At 34.6% G+C, this 19,399-nt stretch carries 16 protein-coding genes; 2 read left to right on the plus strand and 14 right to left on the minus strand.

The features are described 5' to 3' along the window. Positions 1-4: 4 nt before the first annotated feature. From ACE94K_RS08935 to map, 5 genes are all read right to left on the minus strand, one after another. On the minus strand, positions 5-805 hold the full coding sequence (locus tag ACE94K_RS08935) for a hypothetical protein (protein ID WP_378183043.1): 801 nt from the start codon (positions 803-805) through the stop codon (positions 5-7). Further along, a complete protein-coding gene (locus tag ACE94K_RS08940) occupies positions 802-1,224 on the minus strand; it encodes an ABA4-like family protein (RefSeq protein WP_378183046.1) in 423 nt (140 codons plus the stop codon). The genes ACE94K_RS08935 and ACE94K_RS08940 overlap by 4 nt, the downstream gene beginning before the upstream one ends. 228 nt (positions 1,225-1,452) lie before the next feature. Beyond that, positions 1,453-2,220, minus strand: a complete 768-nt coding sequence (locus ACE94K_RS08945) for a class I SAM-dependent methyltransferase (protein WP_378183049.1) — start codon at positions 2,218-2,220, stop codon at positions 1,453-1,455. 50 nt (positions 2,221-2,270) lie between these two features. Beyond that, on the minus strand, positions 2,271-2,642 hold the full coding sequence (locus ACE94K_RS08950; protein ID WP_378183052.1) for a GxxExxY protein: 372 nt from the start codon (positions 2,640-2,642) through the stop codon (positions 2,271-2,273). Positions 2,643-2,705: 63 nt separating this feature from the next. Next, a complete protein-coding gene (map, locus tag ACE94K_RS08955) occupies positions 2,706-3,524 on the minus strand; it encodes a type I methionyl aminopeptidase (protein WP_378183055.1) in 819 nt (272 codons plus the stop codon). Between the two features lie 328 nt (positions 3,525-3,852). Between map and ACE94K_RS08960 the strand changes: the two genes are divergently transcribed. Then, positions 3,853-4,707, plus strand: coding sequence for a hypothetical protein (locus ACE94K_RS08960; RefSeq protein WP_378183057.1), 855 nt, complete (start codon positions 3,853-3,855; stop codon positions 4,705-4,707). Positions 4,708-5,223: 516 nt separating this feature from the next. Here ACE94K_RS08960 and ACE94K_RS08965 read toward each other — a convergent pair. The 3 genes from ACE94K_RS08965 to gpmI all read right to left on the minus strand — a co-directional run bounded on the left by ACE94K_RS08965 (position 5,224) and on the right by gpmI (position 8,609). After that, entirely contained in the window at positions 5,224-6,321 is a 1,098-nt protein-coding gene (locus ACE94K_RS08965; protein WP_378183059.1) for a FecR family protein, read from the minus strand. A 24-nt stretch (positions 6,322-6,345) separates the two neighbouring features. Next, positions 6,346-6,912 carry an RNA polymerase sigma factor gene (locus tag ACE94K_RS08970; RefSeq protein ID WP_378183061.1) on the minus strand — a complete coding sequence of 189 codons (567 nt, stop codon included), beginning with the start codon at positions 6,910-6,912 and terminating at the stop codon, positions 6,346-6,348. Between the two features lie 179 nt (positions 6,913-7,091). Continuing rightward, positions 7,092-8,609 carry a 2,3-bisphosphoglycerate-independent phosphoglycerate mutase gene (gene gpmI, locus ACE94K_RS08975; RefSeq protein ID WP_378183063.1) on the minus strand — a complete coding sequence of 506 codons (1,518 nt, stop codon included), beginning with the start codon at positions 8,607-8,609 and terminating at the stop codon, positions 7,092-7,094. Positions 8,610-9,095: 486 nt separating this feature from the next. On the opposite strand from gpmI, the gene ACE94K_RS08980 reads away from it, so the two are divergent. Beyond that, complete coding sequence (locus ACE94K_RS08980; RefSeq protein WP_378183066.1) at positions 9,096-9,476, plus strand: ankyrin repeat domain-containing protein; 381 nt, start codon at positions 9,096-9,098, stop codon at positions 9,474-9,476. A gap of 59 nt (positions 9,477-9,535) precedes the next feature. Here the strand turns inward: ACE94K_RS08980 and ACE94K_RS08985 are convergent, their stop codons facing one another. The 6 genes from ACE94K_RS08985 to ACE94K_RS09010 form a co-directional block, all read right to left on the minus strand. Next, the gene (locus ACE94K_RS08985; RefSeq protein ID WP_378183069.1) at positions 9,536-10,303 is read right to left on the minus strand and encodes a M48 family metalloprotease; all 768 of its coding nucleotides are present in this window, start codon (positions 10,301-10,303) and stop codon (positions 9,536-9,538) included. A 170-nt stretch (positions 10,304-10,473) separates the two neighbouring features. Further along, on the minus strand, positions 10,474-10,959 hold the full coding sequence (locus ACE94K_RS08990; RefSeq protein WP_378183071.1) for a CAP domain-containing protein: 486 nt from the start codon (positions 10,957-10,959) through the stop codon (positions 10,474-10,476). 51 nt (positions 10,960-11,010) lie between these two features. Further along, on the minus strand, positions 11,011-11,736 hold the full coding sequence (locus ACE94K_RS08995) for a M15 family metallopeptidase (protein WP_378183074.1): 726 nt from the start codon (positions 11,734-11,736) through the stop codon (positions 11,011-11,013). Positions 11,737-11,907: 171 nt separating this feature from the next. After that, the gene (locus ACE94K_RS09000) at positions 11,908-12,453 is read right to left on the minus strand and encodes a ClpP family protease (protein ID WP_378183077.1); all 546 of its coding nucleotides are present in this window, start codon (positions 12,451-12,453) and stop codon (positions 11,908-11,910) included. Between the two features lie 208 nt (positions 12,454-12,661). After that, on the minus strand, positions 12,662-13,828 hold the full coding sequence (locus ACE94K_RS09005; RefSeq protein WP_378183080.1) for a gliding motility-associated C-terminal domain-containing protein: 1,167 nt from the start codon (positions 13,826-13,828) through the stop codon (positions 12,662-12,664). A gap of 393 nt (positions 13,829-14,221) precedes the next feature. Further along, entirely contained in the window at positions 14,222-19,387 is a 5,166-nt protein-coding gene (locus ACE94K_RS09010; protein ID WP_378183083.1) for a beta strand repeat-containing protein, read from the minus strand. Positions 19,388-19,399 lie beyond the last annotated feature (12 nt).

Below are 19,399 nucleotides of genomic sequence, written 5' to 3' on the forward strand. Positions count from 1 at the left end.
TTTATTATAATTTAAGTAATGGGATTCCTTGTTTGGCTTGGTAAAATGTGAAACCAATCCAAGAAGCATACAGTAATCCGAAAAATACTACTATAAAGATCTGGTTTCTATTAGAAACCTTCCATTTTTTGGATACCCATAATGCGAATAACGGAATTATTTGTATTCCGTGCAATCCGAAAAAATGTGCCACCCGTAAATCTCCGCTTATGGTACTCCAATTAACCAAAGGCAAACCTTCTCCTCTGTTAGCAGAACCAACGTTGTGAGACATTTGAGTTATCATCTCACCGCCTACCCAACTACCAAAGAATACAATTAACCAGCCCATTAATAATGCATATTGAATAGACTTTGTCGTTTTTAATTTCAATCGAATAGTATCAAAAATGAACAATACCATGATTAACACATTGATTCCGATGAAAAACCCCATTCCCAAAAATAGTATAGCATCAAAGGGAGTAGACTCGTTATAGTGAGATGGGACACCTCTTGATGCCTGATAAAAAATAATTGCTAATTCTAATAATAATGTCCAGGCAACGATATTATTTAAAATGTTCTTCTTTCTTTTAGAGTATGGATATATAGTCGTTAAATACCCTACAGTCAAAGTGTAAATAGCAATTGAGATGGAGAATTTAAGTGGTTTTATCCAAACATTAACTCCAGACAAGGTTCGATCATCTACAAATAATCCGATGAGACATATAGTAGCAATCATGAAATTGATCCATACTGCCCAATAGATTACAGAGCTTTCTTTTTTTACAGTGCTAAATACTTGGCGTAGATATCTCATGACTTACTTTGTTTAATTGCCTTAAGAATCATAAAAAGTAGAAAGCCAACAGGGCCAAACATGAATGTAGCAAAAAGACAAGGAGCTATTAATAATTGATGAATTCCTAATGTTTTATTTTGATTCAGTATCCACATTCCTACGATGAGATCAAAAGCCAGATAATGTACCCAGCCTGCCAGTACTGCATGTTCTTCGGTGAATAGCTGCATAACAGAAGCGAGACTTCCAAAATCCATTCCTCCGCCAATTTGTATAGCTTGAAAAATATAGATAACATACACAATTGATAACAGTAATGGGATTATTTTAAAATCAATTAAGAATCTTGTTACTTTCCATTTTGGTAGTAGGATCATAAGAATCCACATGGGCATTGCAGTCATATTTGCAAAAGAAAAAACATCAGCAGGAGACATATTTGTTCAATTTTTAATTAATACTTTGATTAAATGATGACGCTAATGTCTAATTATTAGTGGGGAAACAAAACACTTATATCTTTCAATCGTCGTTATTTCATATTGAAATGTAATAGCGATTTACAACTGTATCGTTTTGATATTAAAACAAAATAAAAACTTCTAATTAAGGATTTCTGAGGTATAGAAAATACTGATAAAAAAGTATAAAATAGGTAGATCAAATTATGCCTTATAACAAACCGGAAGTATTTCTCCGGGAGCAAGACAATATTTAATAACTTCTTCTTTTGGTAATTGATTCGTATAATCAACTTCATTAACTTCAAAACCAATAGATCGTAGTTTATCAAAGTAATCTCTTCCGTAGACTCTTACATGATCATATTGTCCAAAAATTTTAGCTCTTTCTTTAGGGTCTGTGATCGTGTTATCTTCAAAAGTTTCTGCTCTGCTTAGATCTTGCGGGATTTGTAAGATTGCCATTCCGCCAGGTTTAAGAACTCTTAATAATTCCTGCATCGCTTTGGTATCATCAGGAATATGTTCTAACACGTGATTACAGAATATGACATCATACGCATCGTCAGCAAAAGGAAGGTTACAAATATCTGCTTTTACATCAGCCAGAGGAGAGTTAAGATCGGTAGTAGTGTACTCTAGATTCTTTAAATTTCTAAATCTTTTGTAAAAAGCCTGTTCGGGTGCAAAATGCAACACTTTCGCGTTGGCTGTAAAAAAATCTGTTTCATTTTGCAAGTAAAGCCACAGTAGCCGATGGCGTTCTAACGAAAGGGTAGAGGGAGAAAGTACATTGTCTCTTTGTGTTCCGTATCCATAAGGTAAAAATTTAGAGAAACTTTTACCATCAATTGGATCCGTAAATTTATTTCCTCTAAGAAAGAAAGAAATTACTGGTCTTGCCAAATAACTCAAACGAATTAAAAGCGGCCTTGGAATCGTATTTAATATAAGTTTAAAGAGTTTTTTCATGGATAAAGATTACACAAAGGACACAAAGAAGTCTCAAAGTTTCACAAAGTTTACATAATAAAACGTTTGATTCCATTTTTAAGCAAACTTACATGGAAATTAATAAGAAGACCAAGTTTAAACCCTCCAAGTTTTAAATATGTAAGAACTTGAGCAGAATGGACATCCGTAAAGTGTTCAACTGTTTTTAACTCTATTACTACTTTATTTTCAACTAAAATATCAATTCGGTACCCTTGGTCAAGTTTAATATCTTTATAGATAACTGGTAGGGGTTTTTCTTTGTGAAGTTTTAAGCCTTTCTTCTTCAGCTCATAGCACAGACATTCCTGATAGGCAGATTCAAGTAAACCTGGTCCTAGGTTTCTATGTACTTCTATCGCACAACCAATAATAATTTTAGATATTTCATCTTCTGTCATTTTTCTTTGTGAGCCTTTATGAATTCTTTGAGGAACTTCGTGAAAGAAAGAAAAGTATCGTAACTACAAAGCTAATAATTCTTGTCTAAATGCATCTTCTTCATCAGATTCGATACCTAATGCTTGGTATATATATTTAAATGTAGAAAGAATCTCTGGCTTACCATCTACAATAGCAACGTCATGTTCAAAATGAGCACTTGGTTTTCCATCAGCTGTAAGAATCGTCCAACCATCTCTTAATTGTTTGATACGATGCGTACCCATATTGATCATAGGTTCGATGGCAACTACCATCCCTTCGATAAATTTTTTTCCTCTTCCGCGTCTTCCGTAATTTGGCATTTCCGGATCTTCGTGCATTTTTCGACCTAATCCGTGTCCTACAAGTTCTCTCACTACTCCATAACCGGCTTCTTCAGTATATTTCTGAATAGCATATCCAACATCACCAACACGTTTACCAACTTTGAGTTCTGCAATGCCGACATATAAAGATTCTTTAGTGATCTTCAATAATCGCTCTACTTCCGGAGATATTTCTCCAACCGGAAACGTATACGCATGATCTCCATAAAATTCATTTTTGATGGCTCCGCAATCTATTGAAATGATGTCTCCCTCTTCCAGCGGAGTGTTATTAGGTATGCCGTGAACTACTTGTGCATTTGGACTCATACATAATGTATTGGGAAAATCATATAATCCTAAAAACCCCGGTATGGCGCCGTGATCTCGTATGAATTCTTCTGCTAATTTATCCAATTGTAAGGTAGTTACTCCTGGCTTTACCTCGGTAGCTAACATTCCTAATGTTTTAGAAACGATCAACGCACTTTCTCGCATTAATTCAATTTCTTCACGTGTTTTGGTAATGATCATAATATCCTTATTACGGAAGGCAAATTTACAAAGAATATTAAGATTCAGTCAATTGATATAATTTTAATCTTTATAAGAATGCAGATATATTATTCTTATTGGATTCTTAATCTGTTTTACAAAAAGCAAAGAATGGTATTGTTAATTCTTGATATTTCTTACTTGTTTCTAATTTTTTTTACTGCGGCTGAGCCCTTATTGGACTTGGGTTTTCTAAAAAAAATTTCAATGAGAATCAAAAAAAATCAAAAATGCACGCAGCGTTTTTAGTTTTTCAGGTTTAATAGATAGAAAACCCAATATAATATTCATTTAAAAAAAGTAAACCATGAGAAAATTTTTGATTTGTACAGTAGCTTTAGGATTAATGGCAAGTTGTGCTGAGGATATAGATGATAATGTATCTATTCAGAATAGTGATAAAGAAAATTTTGAGATGTATAATAGTCTTGATGTAGCGATGGATAGTTTTGATTTAATTTCTGAGCAGGCTTCTTTAGAAGTGCAGAATTCATCTAAAAGTTCTAACAATGGTTGTATTTCTATTGATTTATTGATTCCTTTTGCAGACAACCCAGTTTCAGGTTTTGAGGAGTATGATTACTATAACAGAATGATTCTAGACTATACCGAAGAGCAATGTCAGTTTGATGATTGGACAGGTAAATTGGAGTATTACGTAGCTGGAGTTTTTAATCAGAAGTGGAAAGACTCTACAGTATTTAAAAACGTTAGAGGAGCAGAAGGCTATACATTTGATGGTTACAGAATTGCAGAACAAAAAGCCGAGTTAAGTACGGAAACAACCAAAGTTTTTGACGTTAGAATAGATGGAGTGATAACAGAGCCTAATGGGGATTCTTATCGTTATACAGCGAATAGAAATTTTGAGTTTGAAAATCGTTTTACAGCGGATGAGGTGATAACGTTGCAAGAATCTTCTTATGTGGAAGGAATTACTCAGACATTCTTTATGAGATCAGAGTCTGTATCAGGTGCGCCTTTGGTATATAAAGTAGCATGTTTTAATAGATACAATTTCTTACGATACCCGGTTCAAGGATCATTGGACTTTTCTAGTAGTTTTGGTGTGAATTTTAACATCGATTTTGGAGATGGAGCTTGTGATAAAGAAGTGACATTAACTGGTGATAATGGAGACTCTATTGTTTTTGATTTATAATAGGTAGTTTAGTTAAACTTGAAAACCGTCTGTAGACCTACTTACAGGCGGTTTTTTTATACTTTTTTTTTCAGACTTAATCATTCTACGAGGTAGTTCAAAACAATCACTTGCAAGATAAAACGCTTTTATATTTTAATGAGAAATAATTATAGTATGATTTTGAAAAATATGGATTCTGGCCTATGCTATAAAGACAAACAAAGAATAAGGTAAGCTTGTCATTTCAGCGTAGGCTGGAATCTATAATAATGATCATAACTTTGATGTTAGAACTTATATATCACTAATGATTTAATGGATGGTTCCTATTCTTCTTTACGTAAAGTAAAAACTTAAATTATATTTTCAATAAATTCAAAATCAAAGTAATATCTCTTCTATTTGTTTGAGGTCTGATTCAAGGATGTTCTTGTCCTGAAGTGATCATAGTTTTGTGTTTGGAGCGTATAGGGTTTTGAAACAAATCCTTTATGGGATCTGAATTATTTTTGATATACGAAATAATAGTCAATATTATTCGCTACATCCTTTACCAGTGATCATAAATACATCATCCTCTTTGGTAATCTGTAAATCCAGTGATTTTACTAAAGCGGTCAGTACCTTGGCAGTAGTTGCTTTTTCAAAAGATCCTGAGTATTTACAGTTCAGGATGTTGGCATCTTTTAGAATGATTTTAGCATTATAACTTTCTCCTAGATCATTGATTATTTGTTCGATACTGCTATTTTGATAATGCAGAATTCCTGTTTTCCAGGCAAAACGATTTGGAGATTTATCTAAAACATACACTTTATTTGTAGCGACATAAAGACTTTGACCAGGAACAAGATTTTTTACTTCTTTCGTAATATTATGTACGACTTTAGCAGAACCGTCTACCAGAGTCATCAAATCAGCTTCGGCGGTAGAATGTATCGCAAATGAATTACCGGTAATTTGAATTTTACAATGTTTTCCAAACACTATAAAGGGTTCGGGTACATTACTTTTTATATTGAAAAAGATGGTGCCGGTCACATCAGCTCTCCGATATCCCTGTTTGGTAGCGGTAAAATTTACTTTACTATTCTTTCTAACCACAATAGTACTTGAATCCGGAAGTCTATTGTATTTTGTGTTTTCTGTAGAGGCATATTTATCAGAGGCAGTGTAGGTAACTGTTATGACACCTTTTTCAATAATTTCATCTTCTGGTTGTAAAGTAGTTACATCTACTTTTTTTACCATAACATTTTTCTTGGGTTGTATCGTGTTTTCTGGCGTTTTATTTTCTTTAGTAACAGTGTTGTTATCTTCTTCTGTATTGGATACACTGTCCTTCGTTTTAGATACTAGGATGTTGTTTTCATTTTGAAAAGGAATTTCTGTAGTTATTTCTTCATTATTTATTTTTGACACTTTATTTATTTTAAAGTAATATAAAGTGACTACTCCTATAAGTATTAAAACAACTACACCTACAGTATACCAAAAAAATGAACCTTTATCATCCGGTTTTTCCTGGACAGCCTCAAAAATACGATCAAAATTATCATCAGATGATTGCATAATATCATCTTTAAATTTTGTCTGTAAAAGTTCTTTTAAAAGGTCTTTATCCTCTTTCATTTGCTCCTGGTTTCTAGATGCCGATTAGTATTTTTCAATTCCGATGGCTCTCATATTTTCTAAAAGTTTTTTCCTTGCTCTAGTATAATTCGATCTGGACGTACTTTCTTTTATTTTCAATATTTTTCCTATTTCTTTATGCGAATATCCTTCAACAGCGTACAGATTAAGTACATATCTATATTGTTCTGGCAAATCACTAATTAATGTTCTCAACTTTTCAGAAGATAGTTGTTTAGAAAGATGCTCTTTTTCAATCTCGTCTAATTCTGTAGTTTTATTTCCTTCGATTAATTCTGAGTCGTTCATTAGCACCGTCTTTTTAGTTTTATGCCATTGATCGATTGCACAATTAATTACAATTCTTTCTATCCAGCTTCCTAACGTTCCGTTATGTTTATATTTTTTTATGTTTTTGAACACTTTGATAAAAGCATCTTGCACGATGTCCTCTGCATCCGATTGGTTTTTACAATAGCGAAAACCTACCGCAAGCATTCTGGGCATAAAAGCATTATATATTTTTTCCATGGCATCCCGGTTATGCTTTTTACAAGCTTTTACCAGTCTGTCTTGCTCGTCTTTATTCATGAATAAGGGTTAGTGCTTACTCTCTTTTCAGTAATAACTGAAGAAAATGAATTTCGCTGCGTATACTTTTTATAAATATTAATAATAAAATGTTAAATATAGTAAAATGAAATTTTTAGTATTAAAAAAGCAGCTACACCTCGAGTGTAGCTGCTCCTAGTTAAAAACCGTTTGTGTGTTTATAAAAGTAAAGACTTTTGTGTCATAGCAGCAGGTTGGTCTACTCCGATAAGCTCTAAAATTGTTGGAGCAATATCACCCAATACACCATCTTTTATTTGTATATTATCCTTATCAATCAAAATAAAAGGCACCGGATTAGTGGTGTGCGCAGTATGCGGTGATCCATCAGGATTAATCATAGTTTCGCAGTTACCGTGATCTGAAATGAGTAAAATGCTATATCCATTATCTAATCCCGTTGTTACAACATCTTTTACACATTCGTCTACCGCTTCGCAGGCTTTAATCGCTGCTTCCATCACTCCTGTATGACCTACCATATCACCATTAGCAAAGTTTAAGCACACAAAGTCTGCCTCCGCTTTTTGTAATTCTGGTACTAATGCATCCCTCAATTCATAAGCACTCATTTCGGGTTTTAGATCATAGGTAGCTACTTTTGGTGAATTTCTGAGAATTCTGGATTCTCCTTCAAAAGGTTCTTCCTGACCGCCCGAGAAGAAAAACGTAACGTGGGGATATTTCTCGGTTTCTGCAATTCGGATTTGTTTTTTGCCAGCTTTGGATAAAACTTCTCCCAGAGTTTCAGTGATGTTGGCCTTATCGTAGATTACCTTTATTCCTTTAAAATTCTCATCATAATTAGTCATAGTAACATAGTACAATGGTAATTTATGCGTATTGTATTCGTGCATATCTGATTGCGATAGCATTTCAGTAAGTTCTCGACCACGATCCGTTCTGAAATTAAAAAATAATACTACGTCATCTTCCTTAATAGTGGCCACAGGAGATCCGTTTTCTTCTAGTACAATAGGTTTTATGAATTCATCAGTTACATTGTTATCGTAATTTGTCTGAATGCTTTGTATTGCATCGGTAGAAGATTCTCCAATCCCGTTTACAATCAGATCATAGGCAAGTTTAACCCGTTCCCATCGTTTATCTCGATCCATTGCATAATATCGTCCAACAATAGAAGCTAATTTACCTGTAGATGCTTTCATATGCTCCTTAATATTTTTGATATGGTCTATTCCGGATTTTGGATCCACATCACGACCATCGGTAAAAGCGTGCAAAAAAACTTTTTCTAATCCATAAGCATTTGCCGCATCTAATAGTCCTTTGATATGATTTATATGAGAATGCACTCCACCGTCACTAACCAGTCCCAGCAGATGAATATTCTTATTATTTTCTTTAGCATAATTGAAGGCATCAACTAAACTTTTTTCATTTTTTAAAGTATCATTTTCAATAGCCAGATTGATTTTGGCTAAATCCTGATATACAATTCTTCCTGCACCCAGGTTCATATGACCAACTTCACTGTTTCCCATTTGTCCATCAGGAAGCCCCACGTGCAAACCATCCGTTCTTAATGCCGCGTTGGGATATTTGGTATATAGATTATCTATAAAAGGAGTTTTTGCGTGGTCGATTGCAGAAACTTTAGGATCTGGAGATGTTCCCCATCCATCCAGAATCATTAAGATTACTTTTTTGTTCATTTTGATTAGAAATTTGATGTTTTTCAATCTTCATTAAAATAATATTGAAAATCATATCAAGAAGCTAAATTACGATATAGAACAGAAGCACCCAAAAATTAGTAAGTGACTGTTCTTCATATATTGGGCTTCTACTTATTTATATAAATGTTTTTTTTGAGGAACCATTAATGATTTCTAATAGTTAAGGTTCAAAATAAAGTATTCTTAGAATTTACTTTGGTTTTATGATGATAATTAAATTCTTCTTAAAAAGAAAAAACTTGGAACTCTCATAGGTTGATTTGATTGTTTTAAACACTGTTATTTTTGATATTAATTGAAATATTTGTTTTTAAAAAGTTAAAATTATAAAATATTATCAAAATTTTATGCTATTTATTGGTATATGTTATGTAATTTAAAGATTTATAAGTAGTGCGTTATTGTTATATTTTTTTTAAGAATAATGGCCCTTTTTTACTAACCTGAATAATTAAAAACATTATGAAAAAAACACTTTTAACCGTACTGATGATCATTTTCATTATGTCTGTTGGTTTCGCTTCATCAACAATAGAGAATATTGAGAAAGAAAATTATGAACTAACTACCTCTCAAAAAGATCCGTTTATTATGGCAATTATTAAAGGAGATTTTGATACCGTTGTAAAAATGATAGAGGAAGGAAGCGATGTAAATCTAAGATCTGAAGGGAAAACTCCTCTTATGTATGCTGCTCGATATAACAGAGTCGACATCATAAGAGTGTTAGTAGGAAAAGGAGCCTACATTCAAGCTAAGGATAAAAATGGGAATACTGCTATGAAATTTGCAGAACTATCGAATGCCAAAGAAGCAATGGCTCTACTCAAAGAGCTATCCTAACACAGATAGAAATGAATAGGTAAGAAAACTTCGCTATGTTGAATGCAAAGCGAAGTTTTTTATTGTGTGCTATATTCGTCTATAGCTTCTTGAATTTTTTCTATGCGATTATCAGGATCAGGATGGGTGCTTTGAAATTCAGGAACGCGATTAGGACCGGCTGCTTCTTTTAGAATTTGCATAACTCCAATCATTTCCTGAGGGTTATAACCAGAATTAATCATAAATAAAACACCTAGTTTATCACTTTCTAACTCATCATCTCTACCATTACCCAATAGAACATTTTGTCCAATACCACTAACAATTCCTCCTGCATCAGCACCCACAGAGGCACCAGTAGAGATCGTTTTCCAAAATTCGTGTTCTGCTATTCGTTCTGCAGAATGTCTGCCCAAAACGTGACCAATTTCATGCCCTAAAACACCTGCAAGCTGATCTTCATTCTGTAATTTTGAATACAGGGCATAGGTAATAAATATCTGACCACCAGGTAAAGCAAAAGCATTAATTGTATTGGGATCGGCTAATAGATGAAATTCATACCGATATGGCGAATCCTTTGCCATCGTGTTATCAATAAGTTTGTTCCCTATGTTATCCACATAATCTTGCAGTTTCTGATCTGGATAAAGACCTCCGTGTTGTCTGGTTATTTCAGGTTCACTTTGCAAGCCGATGGCAATTTCCTGATCCGTAGTCATGTTAATGTTTTGCACTCTATTAGTATACTCGTTCAGCGTTTTGTTATTGCATTTCTTAAAGAATGCAAAAGCGACAATAGCAAGTCCTATGAGTATTCTTATTTTAAATCCACTACGTCTCATGGAAATATTTTTTAGTTAGTGAAACCTGTTTTAATGGCTTTTAAAGTTACTAAATATAAAAGTTGCTTACCAATAAATATAAAAATATCATTTTTGGTAAGCAACTACTAGAGGTGTTGTGTTCGGGCTATAGAACACGAATAGTGCTAATTAGCATAGTTGATGCATGGTTAGCGATAAAAAAGTTGGGTATAATAGTATCTGCCATCTTGATCTTTAATTGCAGAAATACCTGTATACGTATAATTACCTTCTATATTTTCTCGATGGTCCGGACTGTTAAGCCAGCCTTGTACTACACTTTGTGCATCTGTATAAAATCTTGCTACGTTTTCGGCTGTTCCGGTTGCATTCTCCTGATCACTTAAAACGTTTCCTCTTTGATTGAAATTATCGTGATTGATTTGGTTTATAGAAATCATATATTTTGTGTGATCAATGGCTAATTGTTCTGCTGTTGCATTTTTGGATAGCGAAGATAAATCAAGTCCTTGGCGATGTAGGTTAACGAGTCTTAAAATTTCATCAGAAATATTAGTTTCGTTCAAAAGTTCTGTGGTTTCTCCATCAGTGGTTACAGAGTCATCTTCTGATGCACATGAAGTTATTGTAATGATTATCAATGTGATATAAAAAAACTTCAAAACACTTTTCATAAGATATTGGATTTGTTTTATATAACTTAAAGAAATTGATTTTAGTATATACTACAATAATTTAGGATTAATATCTAGTATATTTTGATCCATATACTGCTGGATAAATTCTGAAGTAAAATTAGAACTACCCATTAATACAGCTTTTTGTAACTCACTTTTTATATCAAGTTTTTTAAATTCTTTTAGCATTGCTATTGAAGTAGGAGCATAGGAGTAATGCCATGGCTCATATTTAAAACCTTTTCTGCCTTTTTTATTAGTGTAGACAAGATAGAAACCAAAATCGTTGGCGTTGTGATCCATCCACATTTTAAATCTGGCAAAAGGACCTCCATTATAAAAATGTTTTTCAAGAAGAACATCTCTTGGTTGATTGGCACTTCCGTCTACAATATCCAAATCTGTACCCCAATGATGACGTGAAGTACCTGGGATAGTGGAGTATTCAATGATTTTTTTAATGGCTTTCATTGGTGATAAACCGCCAGCAGTATATCTTTCGTATTTACGTTCCCATATCCGATTTTGATGTGCATAGTCTCTATAACTAGAGACAACTTTGATTTTAATGCCTTCTTCCAAAGCAGCACTTTTCATTTTTTTAAAGGCTTGATCTGCTTTTTTTCGCAGCTTATATCCTTCACCGACAAGTGTAGGATTTCCTTTTCCCATTAAGTCATATTTTGTAATTTTTGATTGAAAATTAGCCAATGATATAGATGATAATCCCATAAGCCCCAGAGTACTTACCTGAATAAATTCTTTTCTCTTCATAAGCAAAAAATTAGATGTTTTACGGAAAGAATGACCTTAATGATATTTGATATACATCTGTAATTTAAGAAATTAAAATGATACACCGCAGCTGCATATTATATTATTAGCACGCTGCGGTGTATGATTATCTTATAAGTTGAATATTTACAGTAAAATAGATAGGGATTATTACAGTATTCCGTCTACGATGCCATATTCTATAGATTCCTGTGCGTCCATCCAGTAATCGCGATTAAAGTCTTTTAATACCTTTTCAATATCTTGTCCGCAATTATCTGCAAGAATTTGGGCGCTTAACTCTTTAGTTTTTAAAATTTCTGTAGCCTGAATTTCTATATTAGAAGCTTGACCTCTTGCCCCACCACTAGGTTGATGTATCATTACCTTGGCATGCGGTTGTATAAATCTACGTCCTTTTTCTCCTACACTTAGGAGAATCGATCCCATAGAGGCTGCTAACCCGGAGCAAATCGTTGAAACAGGACTTTTTAATGCCTTAATGGTATCGTACATAGCAAATCCAGAAGTAACATAACCCCCTGGGCTGTTAATGTATAATTTAATTTCATCGTTGCTAATCATGTCCAGATACATCAATCTGTCTATAACGTGTTTTGCAGACTTATCATCAACTTGTCCCCATAGGAATACGCTACGCTCTTCTAGAAATTTCTTATCTATTATATCTTGGATTTTACCTGATTTTTCTTTCATGTGTTCTTATGATTATATTTCATATTGTAGTTAAAAGTATAATTATTTTTGGAAAATATCACGATATAAGGAACAACAAATTTGATACTTTTAAAAAAGTATCTAATATTTAACAAGATTTTAAAATCTGATAAATAAGTTAGTTGTGATTGGAAAAGTTTAAAAGTGATGTCAATACCTACGTATTGAATTTCGGAATTAGAAATTCCTATCGATTGATATATAAATAACCGGATCTGTCTCTAGCACCTTCAATATTCAAAACATAGTAATACGTTCCTACCGGTAAATTACTGTCTTTTGAAATGGTAGCTCTTCCTTCAGATACTCCAGCAAAATTTTGGTTTTCGTGATAAGCCTTTTTATTGAATACTAAAACACCCCAGCGATTGTAGATAAAGAGCTCATTTTCTGGAAATCTTGCAAGTCCTTGAATAGTAAACGTATCATTAAAACCATCTCCATTTGGAGAAACAGCTGTAAAAATTTCTAAATCACCATCTAAAATTCTATTGGATGATCCAAAGGTAAGAACCTCATAATCATCAGGCAATACAAAATCAGATGTAATTTCACCATTATCTAAATCTCCCGAAAAATCAGTATTTCCAAGATTTACCCATTTTTTGAGTACTTTATGCCAGCCTACAACTCTTAGATCTGCAGGGTCATCAACTAGAGTAGGAATATTGCTATTATCATCCCAAGTTAGTGTAATCCTTGTTCCTTCGTTACCGTCTAAATCCCAAAACTCAAAGATGCTAATTCCAAATAATAATTCATCATAATTGGAGGTATCAAAGTTTTCAGAAAAAAAGTTAGGAAAATTAGGGTTTTCGAAGTAATAAGCTGCTCTTGCAGTGTTATTAGCGGCCTGACTTTCGATACGAATGGGTCTATGACGAAAATCATCACCAATCGGGAAACTGAAATCTAACTGTCCCGTAATGGTTGCATATCCATCAACATGTCTTTCATCGTTCTCTCCCAAATATGGAGCGTCGTTAATATAGTCCAAGGATATGTTTTTTTGGTCTCTGGGTGTAATTACTTTTCCTGAGGTAAATTCTTGAAAATTATTTACACCAACAGGAACTTCTAAGAACAAGTTATCAGTAACATCTATCTCCATATCATGGAAAATAGGCCTATTATCTCCAGAAACGGTAAGACTATTTTGATTATAAAAACCTGCAAATCCTACGTTTTGATCAAAATCACCATCGTTTGTAACATTCGTGTGGAATCCTATTTGTCCATTGTTATGTATTTGTACATTTCCATAGTTATGAAAAGCCTGTTGAGAGAATAGTAATACATTAATATTCAATAAGCCAAGAAGGAAAATATAGGTAAGCTTATTTTGGGGTTTCATTTAATTACGGTTTTCGAGTAATATTATTACGCGAATATAAGTAAAAAAAGTAATCTAACTTCTTTTTATTCGATAATAATTAGATAATTAACCGATAAAATGCAGTTTTGTATCGATGAATTGCATTTTAAGAGTTTAAGTTCCACAGTGTGTTGTTCTTTAAAATAGGGAGAATCTCATTCTTTTTTTGGATATTCTCTAATAAAGAAAAATGTTATTAACTATAGTCAATGATCAGAAGCGGATAAATAGGGGTTTGTAGATTTTTCATTATGACGATGTTTATTATGTTGTATCTCTTTAAAATATTTAGATCAAAACTAAATATCAATAGGGTAAAAGTTATATTTTATATTTAATAATTTTAAAGGTAACCATTTTGTATAAATAAATTTAATTTGGTTTAACTCTATAGGTAATTCTCCTGTTAGTGATCACTGTTCCAACCCCAACTATAAATCCGTTTCCAAACTCGGAAGTCGAGTTGGATACGGTGGCAGTAGCAGTTATAATACTTCCCGGAGGAATTGCTGATCCTAATGTGATACTGATATTAAATTTATTCGTATTATCGGTATTGCCGTCTGTAACTGTATATAAAGATGTAGTATTATCTACATCGCCACCACTTCCTTCAACACCGGTCCCCAAATAGACCTGACCTTCTCCATAATCTTGTGATACAGCTCCCAATGGTCCTGCTATTTGATTGTCACCGGCGTTGGCTGTACCCTGATTGATATCAGTTAGAAAAACTTCTATGGTAGCACCAGGACGAGACCAGCCCACTATTTTAAGGATGCTTCCTCTTACCGTTACTGACTCGAAAACAGGAAAATTCAGGCTTCCATTGGGTCCCGTATCGGTATCGCCTATATCATTTATGGTTACTCCATTATCAGCAATATCGATACCCAAAGCATCTACAAAAGTTCCATTTGCAAAAATGGAGTTTTGAGAAATTAAGTTTCCTGAAGTTGTTACTCCTGTTAATGCAATGCCAGATCCTGCATTTGCATTAATAATGTTGTTTATGACAGAAGAGTTGCTTTGAACTAAATTGATACCGCTTAGTTGTGCACAACCAGTATCACTTCCTGCTGTAGCTATCGTGTTTTCTGTAATGGTTACATCACCTTGATTATCGAAAATTCCGGTTGAGGCAGAGTTTTCTATTAGGTTGTTTTGTATGACAACTCCGCTACCATTGTTTATTCTGATATTGTATTCACAATTTCTAAAACCATTGTTTGTAATATGATTATTTTGAATCAACGTCGATGTTCCTCCATTAACTGAAATTCCAAAATCAGTATTTGAAGCGATGTAGTTGCCATCAATAGTGACTGTTCCACCACTAATTTCAAATCCATCGTCTACATAGCTCACTACACCAACTGGGCCAACAACTCCCAGAGCGTTTACACCTAAAAGATTTTCAGTAATCAGATTTCCTGTACCCAAATCTTGGCGAATGGCTCTTCTGTTTCCTCCATATACCGCAAGATTTCTAATTACAGTGTTTGAAGCTTGTATTTGTATAACATCTCCATTATCACTACGTACTTGTATTTCGGGTAGATTATAGTTTGGCAGGGCGGTAGATGAAATTCCTACGGTGGTGCCTCCAGAACCCACAGTTCCTGTATTTGTATCTCCGGAATAAGCTGTTTGTGTCCGACCATCAATATGTGTGGAATCATCTGTAATTATATCTAATGGAGAAACATTTGGTAAATTAATATCAAAAAATCCACTGGCAAAGTTCGTATCCGCCGTCCTACCTAATGGATCTCCAGTAGGAGGGATCATAAAGATTGATGTATCTTCTCCGGCTCCTGGATCAAAAATACCGTTGGCTTCAATATTAAGTCCGGTTTCGTCTAAATTATTAGAATTAATGATAAATTGACCCAATGATCCTTGTCCGTCGGCATTGGTATTTACAACAGTATTAAAATTAAAACCAAAATCTATATCAACAGCACCTTCACTAGTTATTTCAATTGTTGAAACTGTTTGTGCTCCAGTAAGCGTGCCAGCAGCAACATCCTCATTGGCAGGGTTAGCCCCGCCAATTTCACTTGTAAAAGTGCTGAGAGTACTAGCGGTATAAGCAGATCTAAATGTTTGAACAGGTAAACAAGTTGTACAGGTAGCGCCTCCTCCTCTGGTGGATTGTACTGTGTTATTGACTACTCGTAAACTATAAGTCCCATTAGCCATTCCACCGATACTATAGTCCCCGTTTACATCAGTAACATCAGAATCTACAAGTAGACCTGTATTATCATATAGCTCTACGATAACTCCTTCTATTCCTACTCCAGAAGATGTAGCAAGATCCCTTCCTACTCCTCCGGGATAGTTAACGTCTTCAAAAACAGTTCCTGTTATTAAATTACTAGGGACTTTTAATAATACAGAATTGAGAATCACAAAATCACCAGCGGTTTGTACATTCGTTGTTGCGGTGGTTTCACCAGGTCCGATGAGTGATGAAATATCATAGGTATCTAAATCAAAACCAAATAGAGACGAATCATTGATGACAGGGCTAGCTGTGTCATCGTATATTGTGGAATTAAAAACATTTGCAAGCGTAGGAGAATTGTCACCATCTCCTGTTAAGTTGGTTGTACCAGAGGTCGTAGTTACCGATATAATTTCATTTCCGGTTCTGGTAGGATCTCCTTCCCACGATAATACCGAAGTTTTCGAGCCTGACGATCCAATTGCGAAAAATCCATCTAGGGTATAACTTGATGTTACAGTTGCTCCAGTTCCACCTCCTTGCGCATCAAAACCGTTATACATATTGATACTTACTGCCGGTAAAGAGGGATTGGTATAGAATATATATAAGGACCATCCTCCAAAAACTACAGAACCACAATATGAAGCTCCATTATCGATTACTAAATCCGTAAAGGTATATGTTGCGGTTGAGGGATCAGGTAAGCTACTAACTATCGATGTAACATCACTAACCATTCCATAATAAGCACCAAATGCTGTATTAACCAGATCTGCGGTAACTGATTGGCCCTGGAACGTAACTACATCATCTGCAGCAGGACCAGAATGCCCCCAGGTTAAATATGCTCTTTCTATGGTAGATCCAGCTAATATGGGCGTCGTAAGGGTGTTGGATGAAGAAGTCGTTATGGAACACGGATCAACACCTTCATCTGCTGTTCTTAATGTTCCTGCGGTTAACGCATAATCATAATATCCACTAAAATCATCAAACAGTGCAAGCGGAATATCATCACCGATTGCAGGATCTCCATCGTCTAATATGGTTCCTATTCCATTAATCAATCCAACTGATAACGAACTGGAATTACTGAGGTTTATAAAAAATGTTTCTGTATTTTCGGCAAAAGTGTTGTTAATAATCGGAACTGTAATGGTTTGGGTCTCTCCTGGAGCACCTGAAAAATTTAAGGTACCAGAGGTAGAAACGAAATCAGAATCGGCATAAGCCGTATCATCAATAGTTGTATAATCTACACTGAATCCACCTGGAATACTACCCCCGGAAAAAGTAGCGGTAAATGTAGCTGTTCCTGCACTTTCATTTACGGTTACATTATTTACGGTAACAAAACTAGATGTTGAAGATGTACACGATATCGTAGCCTGCCAACCGGTTCCTGTAACCAAACCGTCTGAAGAAAATATAAACGTTAAACAACCGGAAGGGTCAGAAGATATTATGGTTGTTGGAATGTTACCATTGTCATAACTATCGATTAAAGTTGTAGTCGTGGTGCCTTCATAAATTTGTAAAAAATCAAAAGTATCTTCTACGTCAAACGAAGTAAAATTTAACACAATTGAACTTCCTGGAGTATCAGGGCATAAGGTATAAGTGATAGATTCATTGTTGCTATATGATCCATTTATGGAACCCGAATCTACAAAAATCCCACTACAGGTGTTATCGGTAACTGTGTCTGTGATAATAAAAGGAACTTCGTCGTCAATGATTGTTCCTATCCCTTGTGCATCGGTAATAGTGACTAAAATGCTATTTGCATTGCTCAGGTTAACGAAAAAAGTTTCATTTCCTTCTAAATCTGTGTCATTTATTATTGGGATCGTTATGGTTTGAGTTTCTCCATCGGTACCGGTAAATGTCAAAATAGGATTAGGACTTGTGGTTCCCGTGTAATCCAAGGGTGCTATCGCAGTGGCATCAGCTGTGGCATATTCTACAGTAAAACCTCCTGAAACCGTTCCTGTGAGCGTAACAGTAAAAGTTGCATTACCCGCGTTTTCGTTTATAGATATATCATTGATACTGATCCCAGCTTCATTATCTTCTATAGTTCCTATTCCTTGATTATCTGTTATTGTGACCAGAGGACTGCTTGAATTACTTAGATTTACAAAAAAGGTTTCATCCCCTTCAAAAATAGTGTCATCCAGAATAGGTACAGTAATTGTTTGAGTTTCTCCAAGTGTTCCTGCGAAGATTAGAGAAGGAGGAGAGGAGGTATTCGTGTAGTCATTACCAGCTGTGGTGGCAGTATTATCTGCCGTGGCATAATCAATGGAATATCCACCTGTTAAAGAACCTCCGGATGCGGTAACTGTGAATACAGCTGTTCCTGCGGCTTCATTAACCGATACATCATTAATTGTCAGCGAAATAGGATCATTTGCATTAATCGTGCCTATACCTTGTGCATCCGTAATGGTTACCGAACCATCACTAGGATTACTCAGATTTACAAAAAATGTTTCTGCAGTTTCCGCAATATTATCATCGATAATTGGGATCGAAATAGTTTGTGTACTTAAACTGGTTCCAGGAAAAGTAATTGTATTTGGAATCAAGGTAGGTGTATAATCTCCGGGAGCTACAGCAGTATTATTGACAGTAATGTAATCCACTGTAAAACTACCGGTAGTAGTACCACCAGTATGAGAAACTGTAAAATCTAAGGTTCCTGCATTTTCATTAACCGCAACATCATTTATTGCTATTTCTGGTGTTGTATTAGTAGCTGTAATCAGGACGTTATCAATAAAAACAGTCTCATTATTACCCCAATCTCCACTGTTGGAAAAAAATAGTAGAGACGAATTTGCGTTGATATATAATGCAGGAATAGTAAATGATAAACTACCCGTAGCACCACCACCTGTTGGAGTTCCGATGACAAAATCGTAATTCCCAGTGGTAGTATTCAAAAAGAATGCGCCAACACTTTCGTTTCCGTTCGATCTATCATAGTCAAAAGTTAATACTGCGTCGGTATAAGCTGATAGATCTAAATTTCTTAAAATAAAAAGGAAATTAGAAGAGTCGAAATTTCTGAATCTTAAGCGATTTCCATTAATTCGGATGCTTCCTGCTCCAGGATCTGTTCCTCCAAAGTCATTTTCTGTCCAACCTCCATTCCAATTTTGTGTCCCATCATTTCCGGTATAAATGGCTGGATTAAAATCATCCAAAAATGTATCCTGCCCAAATACATCAACATTGGGTAAAGCCATCAGCAGAAATAAAAGCAGATAATATATGTTTTTACTTATTCCTTTCATTGGTAACCAATC

This window comes from Aquimarina besae (assembly GCF_042434905.1).
Taxonomy (GTDB): domain Bacteria; phylum Bacteroidota; class Bacteroidia; order Flavobacteriales; family Flavobacteriaceae; genus Aquimarina.